Origin of the sequence: Arthrobacter sp. fls2-241-R2A-200, assembly GCF_030209745.1 — a bacterium.
Classification (GTDB): domain Bacteria; phylum Actinomycetota; class Actinomycetes; order Actinomycetales; family Micrococcaceae; genus Arthrobacter.
In genome coordinates this window covers 137913-154720 of the sequence record NZ_JARVRJ010000003.1, presented here as the reverse complement: position 1 = coordinate 154720, position 16808 = coordinate 137913, and the positions used below count along the sequence as shown (strand labels likewise).

Below are 16808 nucleotides of genomic sequence, written 5' to 3'. Positions count from 1 at the left end.
CTGGATCATCCCGACGTGCAGGGGCTCGAATCCAGCGATGCGCGGCTTCGGCTCCAAGCCGGGCGGTGATGATCCAGCAAAACCGAGGTCCGTCAGACCTGTTTGAGGGCCTTCTCCAAATCGAGGATGAGGTCGCCGACGTCTTCGAGCCCTACAGACAAGCGCACCACGCCATCCGAAAGCCCGATCGCGGCCCGGCCCTCAGGCCCCATGGCCCGGTGGGTGGTAGTAGCTGGATGAGTTATCAGCGACTTGGAATCGCCCAAATTATTGGAAATGTCGATGATGCTCAGCCCGTCCAAGAGCGCAAAGGCCGCTTCTTTCGCTGACCGGCCGGCCGATGGGGACAGCTCAAACGTCAGCACAGTACCGCCGGCCTTCATCTGCTGCGCGGCGAGCTCGTACTGTGGGTGGGATTTCAGCAGTGGGTACTTGACCCAGCTGATCGCGGGCTGCTCCTCCAACCACTCGGCAATCTTCAATGCGGACGCCGAACTGTGATTGACCCGAAGGCCCATGGTTTCAAGGCCCTTTGTCAGTACCCAGGCGTTGAACGAGGACAGCGAGGGGCCAGTGTGGCGCATGAGTTGCTTGACGGGCCCGTCGATGAACTCCGTGGTGCCGAGGATCGCCCCGCCCATGACGCGGCCCTGACCGTCTATATGCTTGGTCCCCGAGTAGACGATCACGTCCGCACCCAGCTCTCCGCAGCGTTGGAGCAGGGGAGTAGCAAAGACATTGTCGACGACGACCGTCGCGCCTGCGGCATGCGCCAGCTCGCTGACCGCGGCGATGTCGACGATCTCCTGCATGGGGTTCGACGGCGATTCGAAGAAGACCGCGGTGGTGGGTTCGGAGAGGGCAGCCTTCCACTGGTCAAGGTCTGGACCGTCGACAAACACTGTCTCCACGCCCCAACGAGGCAGGATCTCGTTGAGGATCACGAAGCACGAGCCGAAGAGTGAGCGGGCGGCAACCACGCGGTCGCCGGCGGCCAGCAAGGCACCCAAGGCGGTGAAGACAGCGGACATACCCGACGCCGTCGCAAAGCATGCTTCGGTGCCTTCAAGCACACGGAGCCGCTCTTGGAACGTGGCCACGGACGGGTTTCCGTAGCGCGAGTAGACGAAGCGTTGGTCCTCGCCCGTAAAGGCGCGTTCGGCAGCGGCAGCTGACTCGTAGACGAAGCCCGAGTTCAGGAAAAGGGCCTCGGAGGTCTCTTGGAAGTTGGTACGGTCGAGGCCGCCGCGCACTGCCTGGGTGTCCGGGCTCCAGTTGGCGGTATCGGGATTGAAAGTCACTTAGTCGTTCCCCAAATTCGTCGGCAGCCCACGGTTTTTCCAGCCGTTGACGGTCCGCTCGCCGTAGCGATCCGGCACGCCTTCGAAGCCTTCAAGAACGTTGTAGGCAGTGAAGCCGGCCTGCGTAGCGGCGATGGCCGCGGAGACGGAGCGATGTCCGCTGCGGCAAAGGAAGACCAGTTCCACGCCGTCGCCCTCGGGCGCTTGCTGCTGGAGTTCTTCGAGGAAGCCCGGGTTCGGGATGCCGCCAGCGAAGTTCCACTGGATGAACAGGGGATCGTTTTCCGTGGCTTTGGTGTCCGGGATGCCGATGTGTGCCCACTCGCCCTCGGTGCGGACGTCCACCAGTATGGCGCCTTCCTGGAGCTTGGCCCACGCGTCTTCAGGAGTCAGGTCACCTGCGTAGCTCATGCGTGGCCCTCGAACGCTTCTTCGTCGTCATCATTCTCCAACTGGTCCACGGCATTGGCGACGGCGGCGTCCGCAGTCGCAATGGCGGCAGGGAGCACCACGGCTTGGGCGACGATGACGCTTTCCCCGTTGAACGTGGCAGCCGGGCTTCCGTGGAGCACGTATCCCTCGGCCAGCGCAGCGGAAATCCGTTCACAGAATTCACGGGTGTCCGGGCCGGTCACCAGCCGGTAGGCAAGTTTTTCTTCGGTGGGTTCAGGCATGGTGCTTCTCCTCGATCACGCTTGCAGTTCGAATTGTCGATACGCCGAGTAGTCACCTGAGGCACCCCGCCGGAGAGAGGGTTGCCGACCAGCAAGTCAGGGCTTGGCGCTGGTGCTCATTACTCTGGAAAAACGTAACATCCGCGAGGACACCGGCGCACTCGGAGGGCCTGAAGCAGCCGTCATGTTGCGTAATCGGAGCCTGCCCAAGCGTCGTTTTCTTACGTCCCGCAGGGTTCGACGGCGTTGCGCTAGGCTCCAACCATGCCCGAACAAGAAGGAAAACCCCGGCTCGCCGGATATTTGGACAAGCAGCAGCCGGACCTCTACGCCACGCTCAGCCACTATTCCCAGCAGCTCGTTGAGGAAGCCGACCGGCAGGGGCTCCCACGCCTGACCCTGGAACTCATCAACTACCTCTCCTCCCAGATCAACGGGTGCGCTTTCTGTTTGGACCTCCATCACCGCCGGGCCTTGAAACTTGGTGAGACGGAACAGCGGCTCTCCCTGGTTGCCGTCTACAAGGAGGCGCAGTTATTCGAAGCAGCGGAAGTGGTGGCGATGGAAATCGCCGAGCAGATCACCCGCATGAGCTCGTCCCGGCCCAGCGCCGAGTTGTTCGAGCGAGCGCGGCAGCACTACACGGACGAGCAGATCAGCGTTATCTGCATGGCGGCGATCGGAATCAACGCGTTCAATCGGCTGTCCATTCTCAGTGAGCACCCAGTGCGGGCAAGCAAGAAATAGCGCGCCGCGTCGTGGTCCGGTTTGAGGTCGGGAATTTACTCGATCCCGGCAAACAACTCATTCAGTTCCGCAGTGAGTTGTTTCCGCACATCGGGAGCGCCCACCTCTTTGCCATTGATGTGGTTCACGGGCGCGATCAGCCGGATGCTCGAAATGAGCCAGACGGCATCGGCGTCGAACAGGTCCTGCGGTTCCAACGGACCATAACCCAGTTCCCAACCAGCCGCCTTGGCCGCTGCAAAGAGCGCCCCCTGCGAGGTTCCGGGGAGAATGCCGCTGTCCAGCTGGGGAGTGATCAGGCGCCGAACAGTCCTGGCTGAACCTTCGCCGTCGTCCACTGTCTCCAAGTGCGCCAAAAGGACCGTGGACGTGGGGCCCTCCAAAACGCGGCCGTCGGTGGACGTGAAAATCGCGTCGTCCGCGCCCTGCTTGTGCGCATACCGAAGCGCCGCCATGTTCACGGCATAGGACAGGGTCTTGGCCCCAAGCAACAGCCACGGTGCGCGCTCGCCGGCTTCCGTGTCGAAGCCACGGTCCAAAAGTACGACGTCGATTCCCGTCTCGCGTTGCCGGCGACTACCCGCAGGGGAGGGTGAAGCCTGCACCCAGCAGGTGGGGCTCGAGGCACCCTCGACGCCGCGGGTCACGAGCAGCTTGACGACGACTTCGTCCTCCTCCGGGGTAGGGGCCGGATGCGACTGGCGGAATTCATTGATGGCGGTGGAAATGGCTTTGCGCCACGCATCCTGCCCAGGCAGTTCCAAGTCCAGGGCAGCAGCAGAACTTACCAGCCGATTCAGGTGTGCCTGTACCTTGCGGGGCCGGCCTTGGACGGCAAGCAGCGATTCGAACACACCATCACCACGGGTGGCTCCAAGGTCCGTTGCCATGAGTTGCGGCTGGCTCGAATCAGCAATGCGGCCATTTTCGACGGCGGGGTCCAGGAAAACGAGGACTGTCGGTGCAGGGGAAGTCATGGTCCCAGCTTAGTGCTGGGCCTCAGGGAGCGCCTTGGCCGGATAGGCTGTGGTCACCGTTGTTCATGGATCGTAGGGGTTGTCGCGTGCTGTTTCCTTTTCCGTTCGGCCAGGAGTGGACTTGGCTGCTCACCGTGTGGGCCATCGTGGAAGTCGGACTCCGCATCGTGCTTTTGGGGGTCATCCCCGGCAACCGCCGCCCGACCACCGCTATGGCATGGTTGTTGACGGTCTTTTTGGTGCCCTCAGTGGGCTTTATCCTGTTCCTCCTCTTCGGAAACTTCCGGCTGTCCAAGCGCAGGCGTCAACAGCAGGAGGATGTCAACCGCCGGGTCCGGGCCGTCACGGATGGGCTGGCCGAAGCCGGGAGTGAGTACGCGGGCCCCGAATGGGTGACATCGGCAGGGGAGCTGAACCGGAGGCTCGGCTCGTTGCCCATGGTTGACGGCAACAAGGTGGAACTCATTCCAGGCTACGAGGAATCCATCAAAGCCATGACGGAGGCCATCAAGGGCGCCAAGAACTACGTCAACGCCGAGTTCTACATCATGAGCAGCGACTTCCTGACCACCGATCTCCTGACGGAATTGGAAAAAGCGGCGGACAGGGGAGTGACCGTCAGGCTCCTCTTCGACCACATCGGAACACTCCGCATCAAGGGTTACCGCCGCTTGATCCGGCGGCTCAGGGCAAGCCAGGTGCAGTGGAAAAGGATGCTCCCGCTTCTGCCCATCCACGGCCAATGGCGCAGGCCCGACTTGCGGAACCACCGCAAGATCATGGTGATCGATGGCGAGATTGCCTTCACAGGATCGCAAAACCTTATCGAGCCCTCCTATAACAACCCGAAGCACCGGAAGGTTGGCCGCAAATGGGTTGAGCTCATGTCCCGTCTCGAGGGCCCAATCGTGTCCACCCTCAACGTTGTCTTCGCCACCGACTGGCTGAGCGAAACCGACGAGTCCCTGGAAGACCAATTGCGCCTGCCCACGCAACCACCACCGCCCGGGAACGTCACGGCCCAAGTGGTTCCCAGCGGCCCGGGGTTCGCCACGGAAAACAACCTGCGACTGTTCAACACATTGATCTATTCCGCGCAGCATAGGATTTCCATCTGCAGCCCGTACTTTGTCCCGGATGATTCCCTGCTGTATGCCATCACTACCGCAGCCCAGCGCGGCGTGGACGTGGAACTCTTCGTCTCCGAAAAGGGCGACCAATTCCTGGTCCACCACGCCCAGCGCTCTTACTACGAGGCCTTGCTTGAAGCCGGCGTCCGCATCTACTTGTACCGGGCACCGTACGTCCTCCACGCCAAGCACTTCACCATCGACGACGAAGTGGCTGTCCTGGGTTCCAGCAACATGGATATGCGCTCCTTCTCCTTGAACATGGAGGTCTCGGTGATGCTGTTGGGCGCCGAGACCGTGAACCTCATGCGGTCAGTGGAGTCCACGTACCGGGAGGTGTCCCGTGAGCTTATGCTGGATGACTGGATGGACCGGCCCCCCTTGGCCAAGTATGTGGATAACGTGGCGCGATTGACCGCGACACTCCAGTAGGCAGCGCCTCGCGGGCGGCGCAGCCCTGGCAGCACGGCACAGGCAGCACCGCACAGGAAGCCCGGCTCGAGCCGCAATGCTCAATCCGGGAAAACGGCTCCCAGGGTCGAGAGAACACCGAAGGCCTTGGTCCGGATCTCTTCGTACTCGTCGTCGGCCGTCGAATCGGCTGTTATTGCCCCACCGACCCCGAGGCTCAGCGTTCGGCCGCCGTCGCCGTCGGGGTTGATGACCAAAGTCCGGATCACGACGGCCAGATCAGTGGCGGCGTTCAACGAAAAGTAGCCGATCGCTCCTGAGTAGATGCCGCGGGGACCGTCCTCAAGTCCGTCCAGGATGTCCATGGTGCTGATCTTCGGGGCACCGGTCATGGAGCCTGCGGGAAAGGCCGCCGCCACGGCCTCTGCCCGCGGGGCTCCCGGCCGCAGATGCGCGTCCACGGTGCTCACCATCTGGTGGACTGTGGCGTAGGTTTCGATCGCACAAAGCCGGCTCACGGACACTGAACCGGGCACTGCGAAGTGGCTAAGATCGTTGCGCAGCAAGTCCACGATCATGATGTTTTCAGCGCGGTCCTTTAACGACGTTTCCAGTTGGTGCTTCAGCGTGGCGTCCTCTGCGGTGTCGGCTGACCGGCCGCGGGTGCCCTTGATTGGTTCGGCGCGCATGCCGCCGTCGGAATGGATGCGGAGGAAACGCTCGGGTGAGGTGCTGGCGACCGCCAATTCACCGAACCGAAGGTAACTGCCAAACGGGGCCGGGTTCCGACGTCGAAGGTCCAGGTAGCTTTGCCAGGAATCGAGGCCCCCGGCGGGCGCCTCCAGGGTAGTGGTCAGGCAAACTTCATACGTGTCGCCCTCGCTGATACGGTGCTGCGCCGCTGCGATTTTGCGTTTGTAGTCCGTGGCGGAGTCCCGGCTGACGAACTCGGGCACCGTGCGCTGGGAACGCTCGACGGCGGCATCCCCACCAGCGCCAGCAGCAACCTCGACGGCGGTGCGCGCCTCACGTAGCCAGGCATCGGCGTCGGGAGCGTCCAAGGCGAGCAACCACACCGTCCGTTCGCGGTGGTCCACCACAACAGCCCGACCGGCGAAAAGGAGGGCCGCGTCCGGAGTTGGCGAGGACACGTCATTGCCGCCGGTTTCCCGTTTGAGTTCGTAGCCCAGATAGCCGAGCCAGCCGAGCGTGAACTGCCCGTCGTAACCCCGGGGTGCCCGCACGGCCTGGCGCCCCCACACGGAATCGAGCCACCGGAAAAAGGGGCCGGTGGTCCTGACCGTTGCGGAGCCCGCTGTCACTTGCGTAGCGCCCGCGCGGTGGAGGACCGACTGTCCAAACGTCCCGGCGTCGTCCGCGAGGATACTGAACCGGCTCCGGGCGGCCGCTTGCGGGGACTCAGGCAGGGCCGATGCGTTGGAGGAATCGAGCCAGACGGCGTTGGTGGAGCGGCCGTAGAGGGCCTCGAACAGCAATGCAGCGTCCGGGGCCGCGGCGATCCGCTCGGCTCGGAGCTGCAGCCCGTCCCGCGCACCGAGCTCGGGCGAGATAATCGCGGCCATGGACGGCAGGTACATCAAGGCCCGCAGCACGTCGGCCGGGGCGCTCCCGTCCGCGGGGTTCTCCACGCGGACGTCTGCGGCATCGATCACAGCATCGGATCGCAGCCACTCCTCTTCCTGGGCAGCCCAGCCGTCCCAGTGCGGTTCGTAGGTGCTCCCGTCGCGCGAGAGAGCCCGACGACGACGGTCCTCGCCCGGGGATTCGACCCACACCACGGCATCCAGCAGGGGACGCGCGGAGTGGGCGGCCGCGCCGACACCCTCCACGATCACCACCTCAGCGGGAAGCGTGACGTTCGTTGCGCCGTCGTAATGTCTTTCCCAATCCCAACTGGTCCACTCGGCTGCCAGTCCTTGGCTCAGCGGTGCGAGGACGGTGGCGACGTACCGGTCGATCCCGGCGGCGAGGCCGTTCCAGCCGGGATAAATGTCCTCCAGATGGAACAGCGAGACCTTATGGTGCTCCCTCAACCGGGCCGCCAATTCAACGGCCAACGTGGTCTTCCCTGCGCCGGACCGCCCGTCCACAGCAATGATCACAGGTTTTGGGGTCATGACATAGAGGTTACCTGCTGAGGTTCCCCGCCCCGTCGGGCTGTCTCCTGTGCAGCGGACGGGCCAAGTGCAGCTTTCACATGCTCCACAATGCCCGGGACAGCCGCATGGATGAGCTTCCATGTGGTGTCGAAGTCTGTGTGCCCGCCATACCAAGGATCCTCGATGCCGAGGTCGAGTGAGCTGCGGCTGGCCATGGCCGGATCGAAGCTCCTCAGCATCCGCACCTTATTCAACGATTCGGGGCCCGGCGCCCCCTGTTGGAGCCAGCCGAAATGGTCCACGTCCAGCGCCAGGATCAGGTCCCTTTCGGTGAACCATTCCTGCCGCCATTTCCGCGCTGTGTGGTCCTCTGACGGGATGTTATGGGCTGTCAGGACCCGCGCCGCACGGGGGTCAATGGGGTGCCCCACCTCGTATCCGGTGGTCCCTGCGGAGTCCACCACTACAAGCTCGCTGAGCCCTTCCGCGTCAAAAGCTTCAGTCAGCATGAGCGCTGCCATGGGCGAGCGGCAGATGTTTCCTGTGCAGACCGTAATGATGCGGTATGGGCTCGGCGTTGAGTACATTCAGCAAGCATGGTGGACGGCACCCCCTCTTGGCTAGGGGGCCACTTCACAACCTCGCCATGATCTTGTCAAATTTCTTGTCAAGATTGTCACGCGCCGGAGCGCCGGGGCTAGGCGCCCAGCAGCTCTTCGACGTCGGCGGTGCTGGGATACGCCGCCTGCGTGCCCTTTTTGGTGGCGGCCAATGCCGCGGCCACGGAGGCAAACGCCGCCGCATCCGCCAACGACTCACCGGCCGCCAGTCGCGCGGCGACCGCGCCGGTAAAGGCGTCGCCGGCACCCGTGGTGTCCACTGCGGACACTGGGGTCGGTGCGATGCGGGTGATTCGGCCTCCGGCTTCAGCCAGGGCGTCGAGCACCATCGAACCCTGATCGCCGAGTGTCACCAGCACGCGGTGTAGCCCGCGGTCGGCAAAACGGCGCTGAACCACTTCCCATGCCTCAGCGCCGGACCCGGGACCGGGAATGCTTGCTTCGGATCCCAGGAACAGCGAGGCCTCATGCGCGTTGACCAGCAGCACGTCGGTTAGCTCGGCCAGGACCGGGGGCACCTCAGCGTACGGCGAGAGGTTGAGCAGGACGGTGGCTCCGGCGTCGTGCCCTGCCTGGGCGGCGGCGATCACGGTATCGATCCCCACCTCCAAGCAGAGGCACACCACGGCGGAGTCGGCGAAAGCCCCAGACGCGGCCTCCACGTCGGACGGCGCCAGGGTCCCGTTGGCGCCGGCAGAGATGATGATGCTGTTCTCTCCGCTCGCGTCCACCGAGATGACGGCGACGCCGGTGGCAGCGTCGGCGCGCTGGACGCGGGAGACGTCGACGCCGGAGCCCGCCGTTGATTCCAGCAGCATGGTGCCGTTAGGGTCATCGCCCACGGCGCCGATCAGGCTGACCCGGGCACCGAGCTTGCTGGCAGCGACGGCCTGGTTAGCGCTCTTGCCGCCGGGGTTCACTGCGAAGCCGCTTCCGTGGATGGTCTCGCCCGGTTGCGGGAGGCGCTCGCAGTAGATGGTGAGGTCCGCGTTGAGGGAGCCGACGACGACAACGCCCGCCTTGGGCGCGCCCGTTTCGGCGCTCATGCGCTCACCTCTGTGGTCGAGGAGTCCGTGACCTCGGCTTCCACAGGCTTGGGGATGAGCAAGGACGCTGCCAGTGCAGCGACGGTGATGACAAGGCCCACCACCACAACCGTCAGGTAGGACGCTTTGGGATCACCCATGGAGGACGTGGCCACCAGGACAGCAGGCAGGACCAGGAAGCTGAGCCCTGCGCCCAGGTTGAAGGCGCCGGCGTTCATTCCGGGCAGGAATCCCGGGTTGCCTTTCGGGGAGAGGACCACGCCAAGGCCGTTGAGCATGATGTTGACTGTGCCGGCATACATGATTCCCAGCAACGCAGTCCCCACGATCATCATGGGCAGGCTGTTGAGGCCGAAGAACGCGATGACGGCCAGTGCCACCAAGCTGCCCAGCATGCCGATCCGCAACACCTTGGTGTAGCCAAGGACGGGAGCCAGCCGGCCACTGATCGGTCCGAACACCCAGCCGAGGAGCGCATACGGGGTGAGGATCATCAGCGACATTTCGGTGGGGCCAACACCGAAGCCGGGATTCGCCGCCTGCACATAGGCAGGGACGATGCCGTTGATGACCGCGAAGATGCCGGTCATGGTCAAGGTGGTGGTCAACAACGGCGCCCAGGTTGCGCGTTGGCGCAGATGGACCGTCTCCACCATGGGCTGCTTGGCGCGCTTTTCGACCGTCCAGAAAGCGAAGAAGGCGACGGCGGCAATCACGGTCAGGCCGATAGCGAGGGTCAATGTTCCGGCGTCGAACGCGGTGGCCAGCTTGGAGCCCTCATTCAACGCCGTCAACAACGCACCTACGGCGATGACGATGCAGAACACGCCCAGCCAGTCCATGGACGTTCCTGCCGCGGGCTTGCTTTCGCCGGCCAACAGGGCAACCAGGGCGGTAGCCACGACGGCCAGGACGACCATGAGCCAGAAGATGCTGCGGAAGCCGAAGTTCTCGGCGAAGTAGCCACCGACGAAGGAGTCCACACCGGCCACTCCACCGTTGACCGCTGTGATGAGGCCCATCAAAGTGCCGTATTTGCGGGGGTTGGTCACCGACGAGCGCAGCATGATCAGGCACAGCGGAACCGTAGGGCCACTGACGCCTTGGATGATGCGGCCCACGAAGAGCCACGTGACATCCGGGGCAAGGGCTGCGATGACCGATCCAACGGCCATAAGGATCATCATGCCGACGAGGATTTTCTTGCGGCCAACAATGTCGCTGAGCCGGGGGAGGAAGAGGGAGAAGAGAGCTGCGGCAGTGAAGAACCATGTCTGCGACAGGCCAATGGTGGCTTGGTCCGTGTGGAGTTCGTTGCCCATGGTGACCAAGGCCGGGCTGAGCATGGAGGCGTTGAGCTGGAACGCGACACAGGCTGCCAGCAGGGCAACCATGAGTGCGGTGACGTTGCTGCGCGAAGATTTGGTTTCGGTGACGAGCGTGGACATTAGTTGGCCTCTCCTGTGAGGACGGATTCTGCGACAGAGCCGGCGTCAGCGCCGCCGTCGAGCGTTGGTTCGCCAATCCTGGCGATTGCGTCGGTGACAAGGTCCCAGAACTTCGTGTGGTCCAGGTCCACGGCAACCGAGGTGTGGCAGTCCTCCGGCGCGGGTGCGCGAAAATCGGCCACGGTCATGCCGAGGGTGAGTTTGCCCTGGAGCTCGATGTCAACGGGGACCTTGCGGGTGGTCATCACGGTGGGGTCGATCACGTAGGCCACCGCACAGGGATCGTGGACGGGCGGGAAGTCGAAGCCCTGCGCGTCCTTGTAGGTCTTCTTGAAGAATTCCATCAGCTCCAGGACGAACTTGGCAGGCTTGGTGCCGATCGCTGCAATGCGGTCCACAACCTCGTCGGTGGCCAGTGCCTGATGGGTGAGGTCAAGGCCCACCATCACCACGGGCCACTTTTCGTTGAAGACGATGTGGGCGGCCTCGGGATCGATGATGATGTTGAACTCAGCGACGGCGCTCCAGTTGCCCACGTGGTAGCCGCCGCCCATGAGGACCACTTCCTTGACCCGTTCCACAATGCGCGGTTCCTTGCGGGCGGCCATCGCGATGTTGGTCAGGCCCGCTGTGGGAACCAGTGTGACCGTGCCCGGCTCATGCGCCATGACGGTTTCAATGATGAGGTCGACGGCGTGGCGCGGGTCCAGCTCGATGGCGGACTCGGGCTGTTCCGGTCCGTCCATGCCGGAGTCGCCGTGGATGCTGGGCGCGGTTTCGATGGTCCGGACCAAGGGACGGGCGCAGCCAGCGGCGAACGGGACGCCGGTGATGCCGGCGATGGTGCCCACGGTTAAGGCGTTGCGGGTTACCTTTTCCAGGGTCTGGTTTCCCACCACGGTTGTCACGGCGAGCAATTCGATGTCCGGGTTGCCGTGCGCGAGCAGCAGTGCCACCGCATCGTCATGGCCGGGGTCGCAGTCAAGAATGATCTTCTTGCGTGCGGATGTCATGGTGTTGGGTTCCACGTTTCTCTCCACGTCATTGGGGCTTGGCTTGTCATTGCCAGATGAGGACTTCAAGCATTCGAAGGAATTCTGGCACCCGCGCAGGGCGCACGTCAAACGCTTAACGTTTGTCCACGTCAAACGCTTGATGCGCAGTGCCGTTCTTGGTGCCGGGAACCCGGCTACGATCGATGCATGGATACCGTGGACCTTCGCAACGCCAGGGCGCCCCGCGTGACGGCGGCGATGGTGGCTGCACGTGCCGGCGTGTCCACTGCCACCGTTTCCTTGGTGGCCAACGGCAAAACCCAAGGGCGGGTCTCAGAGGACAACATCTCCAAGGTCCGCACGGCCATTACAGAGCTGGGCTACGTGGTGGACGGTATTGGCAGCTCCCTTGCCAAGGGCGTGAGCTCCATCGTCATCCTGGTGACGCCGGACGTGTCCAACCCGTTCTTTGCCAATGTCATTAGCGGAGTCCGGGAATCCCTGGGCTCGCAGTACCAGCTGCTGCTGTCAGTGACCGACGCAGGGGAGTCCCCCCAAGCGGATGACGTCCGGAAGCTTTTGGCACTGCGTCCGGCCGGGTTGCTGCTGGGCGCCCCCAGCGCCGAGTTCCTTGAGGACCTGCACGCCGCCGGCCCGCTGGTGCTGCTGGACGCCCCTGGGCTGGATTCCTACGCGCCGTCGGTGAACCTCGACGTCGCACAAGGAGCCCGCGAGCTGGCCAGGCACCTGGCGTCCTCGGGCCACAAGCGCGCCGCCTACGTTGACGGAATCACAGGCACGGCCACTTTCGCGCTGCGGCGGGAAGCCTTCCTGGAAGAGGCCCAAGCGTGCGGGCTTGCAGTTGATGCGGCCCACGTCATCAGCACAGCGATCGACGTCGGTGCTGCCGCCGCTGCCTTTGCCCAAGCGTGGCAGGGCTGGAAGCGTGAGGGGGTGACCGCCGTCGTATGTGGCACGGACACGCACGCCTACGGGGTGCTGCAGGAAGCGCGCGTGGAAGGTGTGCGCATTCCCGAAGAGTTGGCGGTGGCGGGTTTCGACGACCTGCCGTATTCGGCCACCAGTAACCCAAGCCTGACCAGCGTCCACCTGCCCGCGACCCCGCTGGGCCGCAAAGCGGGGGAGCAACTACGGGGGCTCATGGAAGGGCTTGAACTTGAAGAGCCCCACGTCACGTTGGAGAGCTCGTTGGTGGTGCGGGGGTCTACCTGTACCCCTGGTGCGTGACCTAGTGGATGGCCGCGAGCAGGATTCCCACCAGGACGAAGAGGCAACCGAACAGGCGGTTCAGGACCTTCTGGCCGTGCTGGTCGTGGGTGAAGCGCTGGAATGAGCGCGCCGCCATGGCGAAGAAGAACCACATGACCATGATGTCGATGGCCAGGACCGTGGCCGTGAGCACCACGTATTGCTGAACCAGTGGCTGGTCCGGGCGGATGAACTGGGGCATGAACGCCAGGAAGAACACAATCGCTTTCGGGTTCAGCAGGTTCACCCAAATGCCGCGTTGGAACATGGACAACGCGGGCTCGTTCTTCTTGTTGGCGACTTCCTCTTTGTCGAGGTCCGGCTTGTGGAGGAACTGCCGGATGCCCAGGTACACCAGATACGCCGCGCCGGCGTAGCGGATGATGTTGAAGATCAGCGGGGAGTTGGACACCAGCACGCCCACGCCCAAAGCCACGATGACTATGTGGATGACCAGGGCCACTTGTTGTCCGAGTATGCCGAAAATGGAGCGGCGGAACCCGGAGTTGAGCGAGTTGCTCATGGTGAAGATGGCACCGGCTCCGGGCGTGAAACTGATCAGGGCGCCGGCGCCGACGAGGGCCAGCCAGAGAGAAAATTGCACCATCCCAGCTTATGCCGGAGCCACCGGCCAGCGGGTAAGGCAGACTGGTGCCGTGAGCGGAATCCCGTGGGTACTGCATGTAGATCTCGACCAGTTCATCGCCGCGGTGGAGGTGCTGCGGAGGCCTGAACTGGCAGGAAAGCCAATCATTGTCGGTGGCAGGGGAGACCCGACGGAACGTGCAGTGGTGTCCACAGCTTCCTATGAAGCCAGGGCGTTCGGTGTCGGTTCAGGGATGCCGCTGCGCATCGCGGCCCGGAAAGTTCCCGACGCCGTCATCCTGCCCGTTGACCACGAGGCGTATTTGGAGGCGTCGGAAGATGTCATGATGGCCCTGCGTGAGCAGCCTGGTGCCACGGTCCAGGCGTTGGGCTGGGACGAAGCTTTTGTGGGCGTTGTGACCGAGGACCCCGAGGCTTATGCCCGGCAGATCCAGGCAGCGGTGCTGGAAAAAACCCGCTTGCATTGCAGCGTGGGGATCGGTGACACCTTGGTCCGGGCAAAGGTTGCCACCAACTTCGGAAAACCGGCCGGGGTCTTCCGCCTGACCCGGGATAACTGGCTCGAGGTCATGGGGCAGAGACCCACCATTGAACTTTGGGGCGTCGGCTCCAGAATTTCCAAGAGGCTGGCCGGCCACGGCATCACCACGGTAGCCGAGCTGGCCGCCGTCGACCCCCTCGCCTTGGTGCCGGAGTTCGGCCCCAAAATGGGACCGTGGTACGCCGAACTTGGACGCGGTGACGGCACAAATGTTGTGGATGACACCCCGTGGGTTGCCCGTGGGCACAGCCGGGAAACCACGTTCCAGCATGACCTGACCGAGCCTGGGCAGGTGGAAGACGCCGTGAAGGAGTTGACGGCGTCGGTCCTGAAGGACGTCATGGCCGAGGGCAGGCCGGTGATCGGGCTGACGCTCAAGGTCCGCTACGCCCCGTTCCTTACCAAGACCCATGCCCGGAAGATCCCTGCGACGTTCGATCAGGACGATGTCCTGGCCCGCGCCCTTGACCTCAGCTCTGCGATCGAGCCCGGGCGGCCCATTCGGCTTTTGGGGCTGCGGGCCGAGATGTCCATGCCCGAGGACGCACGCAAGGGACACACCCCGACCCGCGGCGGCTGGTAGCAGTAACCGCAACGCTCACGGCGACGACGACGGCGGCAGCGGCCTACCATCGCGGGTGGACCGCTTCGCGGAAGTAGCGATCGTAGATGTCCCGGACCCCATCGCTGAGGCCCGCACCAACTGACTGCATCCCTCCGGCCTCGGCGTTCGCGGCAGCCTGCACGGCGGAACGGGCCCCCGGAATGACCGTGCTGACGCCGTCCTGGGCGATGATCCAGGCGAGTGCCGCCTGGGCGGTGCTGACGCCGTCGGGCACTAACCCACTGAACTCCTGCGCGGCCTTGACGCCAGTGGCGAAGTCCACGCCGGAGAAGGTCTCGCCGACGTCGAAGGCTGAGCCGTCCCTGTTGTAGTTCCGGTGGTCGTCGGCCGGGAATTCGGTGTCCGGCGTGTACTTCCCGGACAGCAACCCGGAGGCAAGGGGCACCCGCGCGATGATGCCCACGCCGGCCTCTTTCGCAGCCGGAAGGACCTCGTCGAGGGGCTTGAGCCGGAACGCGTTGAGGATGATCTGGACGGTGGCCGTGTTGCCGCGCTTGATGGCTTCCAGTGCCTCCTCTGTCTGCTCCACGCTGACGCCGTAGTTGCGGATGGCGCCTTCGCTGACCAGGGTGTCCAGGGCGTCATACACTTCGTCCCTGCTGTAAACGGCGGTGGGCGGACAATGCAACTGGACCAGGTCCAAGGTGTCCTGTTGCAAGTTCCTGCGCGAGCGGTCGGTCCACTCACGGAAGTTGCTGAGTGTGTAATTTTCCGGAATTTGGTCCACCCGGCGACCCATTTTGGTGGCGACAGTTAAGTCCAGGTTTGGATTCTCGCGCAGGAAGCGTCCGATGAACTGCTCGCTGCGCCCCTCGCCGTAGACATCTGCGGTGTCAAAGAAGGTAACGCCCGCAGCCACCGAAGCCTCAAGCACCGAGTGCGCGTCCTGTTCGGTGACGGAGCCCCAGTCTGCTCCCAGTTGCCAGGTCCCGAGCCCAACGGTAGAGACGGATCGACCGGTCTTGCCAAGTATGCGCTGTTCCATCCCTCGACTATATGTTGCATAGGCACCCTCATTTCAAGGCTTGGCCACGACCTTCTTTGATGCTCGCCACAGCGGGTCAGGAAGCCCCCGCTGCGTCCAAGGCGGCCGCCTTGCCCATCAGGTATCGCCGCTCCTGCAGGCTCCCGGTCTTTTTCGCAGCCGCTAGATACGCAGCCCGGGCTTCGGCGGGGGACCCGGACAGTTCCAGCAAGTGCGCCCGGACCGCGTCCAAGCGGTGGGTCCGGCCCAAGGCGGCGTCAAGGCCGGACAACGCTGAAAGTCCAGCAGCAGGCCCTTCCACCTTGGCAACGGCTACAGCCCGATTCAGTGTGACCACAGGGCTGGGTGCAATGGCTTCGAGCACTGTGTACAGGGCGAGGATCTGGGGCCAATCAGTCTCGGTGTCCGAGTCCGCTTCAGCGTGGACTGCGGCAATGGCGGCTTGCACTTGGTAGGGCCCAGGGCCGGAGCGACCCAACACCGACGTCAGCAACGCAATGCCTTCACCGATCTGCCCATGGTTCCACAAACGCCGGTCCTGTTCCGCGAGGGGCACGGGCGTCCCATCGGCGAGCGTCCGTGCCTCGCGACGGGAATCCGTGAGCAGCATCAGCGCCAGCAAACCAACAGCCTCACCTTCACCCGGCGCCGCGTTTACCAGCAGCCGGGATAACCGGATCGCCTCCGCGGTGAGGTCCTCGCGCTGCAGCGACGGGCCGGAACTTGCTGCGTAGCCTTCGTTGAAAATGAGGTAAAGCACATGGAGTACGACGCCGAGCCTTGCCTTGCGTTCGGATGGCGGCGGCAGGTGGAACCTGGCCCCCGCCTTTTGGATCCCTTGCTTCGCCCGGCTGATGCGCTGGCCCATGGTCGCTTCGGGGACCAGGAAAGCGGAGGCGATTTCCGCCGTCGTGAGTCCTCCGACGGCGCGCAAGGTCAAGGCGAGTTGTGAAGGTGCCGATAGCGCTGGATGGCAGCAGAGGAACATGAGGGTGAGGGTGTCGTCCGCTTCCGGGGCGTAACGCCCGTGGGGGTCCACCTCCATTGAAGCCGCCCGTTCCTCGCGAGTCCGCCGGGCGCTTTCGCTACGCCAAGCATCAACCAGGCGCCGTGAAGCGACCGTCAACAACCACGCCCTCGGATTGTCCGGCAGGCCTGAAGGCCACTGGATTGCAGCGTCCAGGAGCGCCTCTTGGACGGCATCTTCGCAGGCATCGAACTGACCGTGCTTGCGCAGCAGCACACCGAGGACCTGCGGCGCCAAAGTGCGCAGCAGGTCCTCGATGCGTCGGTCCGGGACGGATTCAGTCAAA

At 63.9% G+C, this 16808-nt stretch carries 16 protein-coding genes and 1 riboswitch; of the genes, 4 read left to right on the top strand and 12 right to left on the bottom strand.

The window, feature by feature from the left end; genetic code table 11:
* Positions 1-92 precede the first annotated feature (92 nt).
* Genes QRN42_RS03905 through QRN42_RS03895 form a run of 3 tightly spaced genes read right to left on the bottom strand, consistent with a single transcriptional unit; the run spans position 93 to position 1975 of the window.
* Entirely contained in the window at positions 93-1301 is a 1209-nt protein-coding gene (locus QRN42_RS03905; RefSeq protein WP_284978177.1) for an O-succinylhomoserine sulfhydrylase, read from the bottom strand.
* Positions 1302-1712 (bottom strand): rhodanese-like domain-containing protein, encoded by a 411-nt coding sequence (locus tag QRN42_RS03900; protein ID WP_284977368.1) that lies wholly within the window; start codon positions 1710-1712, stop codon positions 1302-1304.
* Positions 1709-1975, bottom strand: a complete 267-nt coding sequence (locus QRN42_RS03895; protein ID WP_284978176.1) for a DUF1737 domain-containing protein — start codon at positions 1973-1975, stop codon at positions 1709-1711. The genes QRN42_RS03900 and QRN42_RS03895 overlap by 4 nt, the downstream gene beginning before the upstream one ends.
* A gap of 12 nt (positions 1976-1987) precedes the next feature.
* Positions 1988-2099: riboswitch (SAM riboswitch) on the bottom strand.
* Between the two features lie 140 nt (positions 2100-2239).
* Here QRN42_RS03895 and QRN42_RS03890 point away from each other — a divergent pair.
* The gene (locus QRN42_RS03890) at positions 2240-2722 is read left to right on the top strand and encodes a carboxymuconolactone decarboxylase family protein (RefSeq protein WP_284978175.1); all 483 of its coding nucleotides are present in this window, start codon (positions 2240-2242) and stop codon (positions 2720-2722) included.
* 35 nt (positions 2723-2757) lie between these two features.
* On the opposite strand, the gene QRN42_RS03885 is transcribed toward QRN42_RS03890, so the two are convergent.
* A complete protein-coding gene (locus tag QRN42_RS03885) occupies positions 2758-3699 on the bottom strand; it encodes an aminodeoxychorismate lyase (protein WP_284978174.1) in 942 nt (313 codons plus the stop codon).
* Positions 3700-3785: 86 nt separating this feature from the next.
* On the opposite strand from QRN42_RS03885, the gene cls reads away from it, so the two are divergent.
* The gene (gene cls / locus QRN42_RS03880; protein ID WP_284978173.1) at positions 3786-5261 is read left to right on the top strand and encodes a cardiolipin synthase; all 1476 of its coding nucleotides are present in this window, start codon (positions 3786-3788) and stop codon (positions 5259-5261) included.
* Between the two features lie 80 nt (positions 5262-5341).
* On the opposite strand, the gene pabB is transcribed toward cls, so the two are convergent.
* From pabB to uriH, 5 genes are all read right to left on the bottom strand, one after another.
* Positions 5342-7378, bottom strand: a complete 2037-nt coding sequence (pabB, locus tag QRN42_RS03875) for an aminodeoxychorismate synthase component I (RefSeq protein ID WP_284978172.1) — start codon at positions 7376-7378, stop codon at positions 5342-5344.
* Entirely contained in the window at positions 7375-7947 is a 573-nt protein-coding gene (locus QRN42_RS03870) for a low molecular weight protein-tyrosine-phosphatase (RefSeq protein WP_284978171.1), read from the bottom strand. Before QRN42_RS03870 ends, pabB begins: the two co-directional genes overlap by 4 nt.
* Positions 7948-8057: 110 nt before the next feature.
* Positions 8058-9026, bottom strand: coding sequence for a ribokinase (locus QRN42_RS03865; RefSeq protein ID WP_284978170.1), 969 nt, complete (start codon positions 9024-9026; stop codon positions 8058-8060).
* A complete protein-coding gene (uriT, locus tag QRN42_RS03860; RefSeq protein WP_284978169.1) occupies positions 9023-10474 on the bottom strand; it encodes a uridine transporter UriT in 1452 nt (483 codons plus the stop codon). Before uriT ends, QRN42_RS03865 begins: the two co-directional genes overlap by 4 nt.
* On the bottom strand, positions 10474-11487 hold the full coding sequence (gene uriH / locus QRN42_RS03855; protein ID WP_284978240.1) for a uridine-preferring nucleoside hydrolase UriH: 1014 nt from the start codon (positions 11485-11487) through the stop codon (positions 10474-10476). Before uriH ends, uriT begins: the two co-directional genes overlap by 1 nt.
* A gap of 240 nt (positions 11488-11727) precedes the next feature.
* On the opposite strand from uriH, the gene QRN42_RS03850 reads away from it, so the two are divergent.
* Entirely contained in the window at positions 11728-12717 is a 990-nt protein-coding gene (locus QRN42_RS03850) for a LacI family DNA-binding transcriptional regulator (RefSeq protein ID WP_502869476.1), read from the top strand.
* Position 12718: 1 nt separating this feature from the next.
* Here QRN42_RS03850 and QRN42_RS03845 read toward each other — a convergent pair whose 3' ends face one another.
* Positions 12719-13345, bottom strand: coding sequence for a LysE family transporter (locus tag QRN42_RS03845; RefSeq protein WP_284977358.1), 627 nt, complete (start codon positions 13343-13345; stop codon positions 12719-12721).
* 49 nt (positions 13346-13394) lie between these two features.
* Between QRN42_RS03845 and QRN42_RS03840 the strand changes: the two genes are divergently transcribed.
* Entirely contained in the window at positions 13395-14468 is a 1074-nt protein-coding gene (locus QRN42_RS03840) for a DNA polymerase IV (protein ID WP_284978167.1), read from the top strand.
* Positions 14469-14511: 43 nt separating this feature from the next.
* Here the strand turns inward: QRN42_RS03840 and QRN42_RS03835 are convergent, their stop codons facing one another.
* Together QRN42_RS03835 and QRN42_RS03830 are read right to left on the bottom strand one after the other, a co-directional pair.
* A complete protein-coding gene (locus QRN42_RS03835; RefSeq protein WP_284978166.1) occupies positions 14512-15495 on the bottom strand; it encodes an aldo/keto reductase in 984 nt (327 codons plus the stop codon).
* 76 nt (positions 15496-15571) lie between these two features.
* Positions 15572-16807, bottom strand: coding sequence for an RNA polymerase sigma factor (locus QRN42_RS03830; protein ID WP_284978165.1), 1236 nt, complete (start codon positions 16805-16807; stop codon positions 15572-15574).
* Position 16808 lies beyond the last annotated feature (1 nt).

Coding starts and splice junctions, on each gene's coding strand:
- QRN42_RS03845 (WP_284977358.1), bottom strand. CDS start 13,345: ATGGTGCAATTTTCTCTCTGGCTGGCCCTCGTCGGCGCCGGCGCCCTG.
- QRN42_RS03900 (WP_284977368.1), bottom strand. CDS start 1,712: ATGAGCTACGCAGGTGACCTGACTCCTGAAGACGCGTGGGCCAAGCTC.
- QRN42_RS03885 (WP_284978174.1), bottom strand. CDS start 3,699: ATGACTTCCCCTGCACCGACAGTCCTCGTTTTCCTGGACCCCGCCGTC.
- QRN42_RS03865 (WP_284978170.1), bottom strand. CDS start 9,026: ATGAGCGCCGAAACGGGCGCGCCCAAGGCGGGCGTTGTCGTCGTCGGC.
- uriH (WP_284978240.1), bottom strand. CDS start 11,487: ATGACATCCGCACGCAAGAAGATCATTCTTGACTGCGACCCCGGCCAT.
- QRN42_RS03890 (WP_284978175.1), top strand. CDS start 2,240: ATGCCCGAACAAGAAGGAAAACCCCGGCTCGCCGGATATTTGGACAAG.
- QRN42_RS03850 (WP_502869476.1), top strand. CDS start 11,728: ATGGTGGCTGCACGTGCCGGCGTGTCCACTGCCACCGTTTCCTTGGTG.
- QRN42_RS03870 (WP_284978171.1), bottom strand. CDS start 7,947: ATGTACTCAACGCCGAGCCCATACCGCATCATTACGGTCTGCACAGGA.
- pabB (WP_284978172.1), bottom strand. CDS start 7,378: ATGACCCCAAAACCTGTGATCATTGCTGTGGACGGGCGGTCCGGCGCA.
- QRN42_RS03895 (WP_284978176.1), bottom strand. CDS start 1,975: ATGCCTGAACCCACCGAAGAAAAACTTGCCTACCGGCTGGTGACCGGC.
- uriT (WP_284978169.1), bottom strand. CDS start 10,474: ATGTCCACGCTCGTCACCGAAACCAAATCTTCGCGCAGCAACGTCACC.
- QRN42_RS03835 (WP_284978166.1), bottom strand. CDS start 15,495: ATGGAACAGCGCATACTTGGCAAGACCGGTCGATCCGTCTCTACCGTT.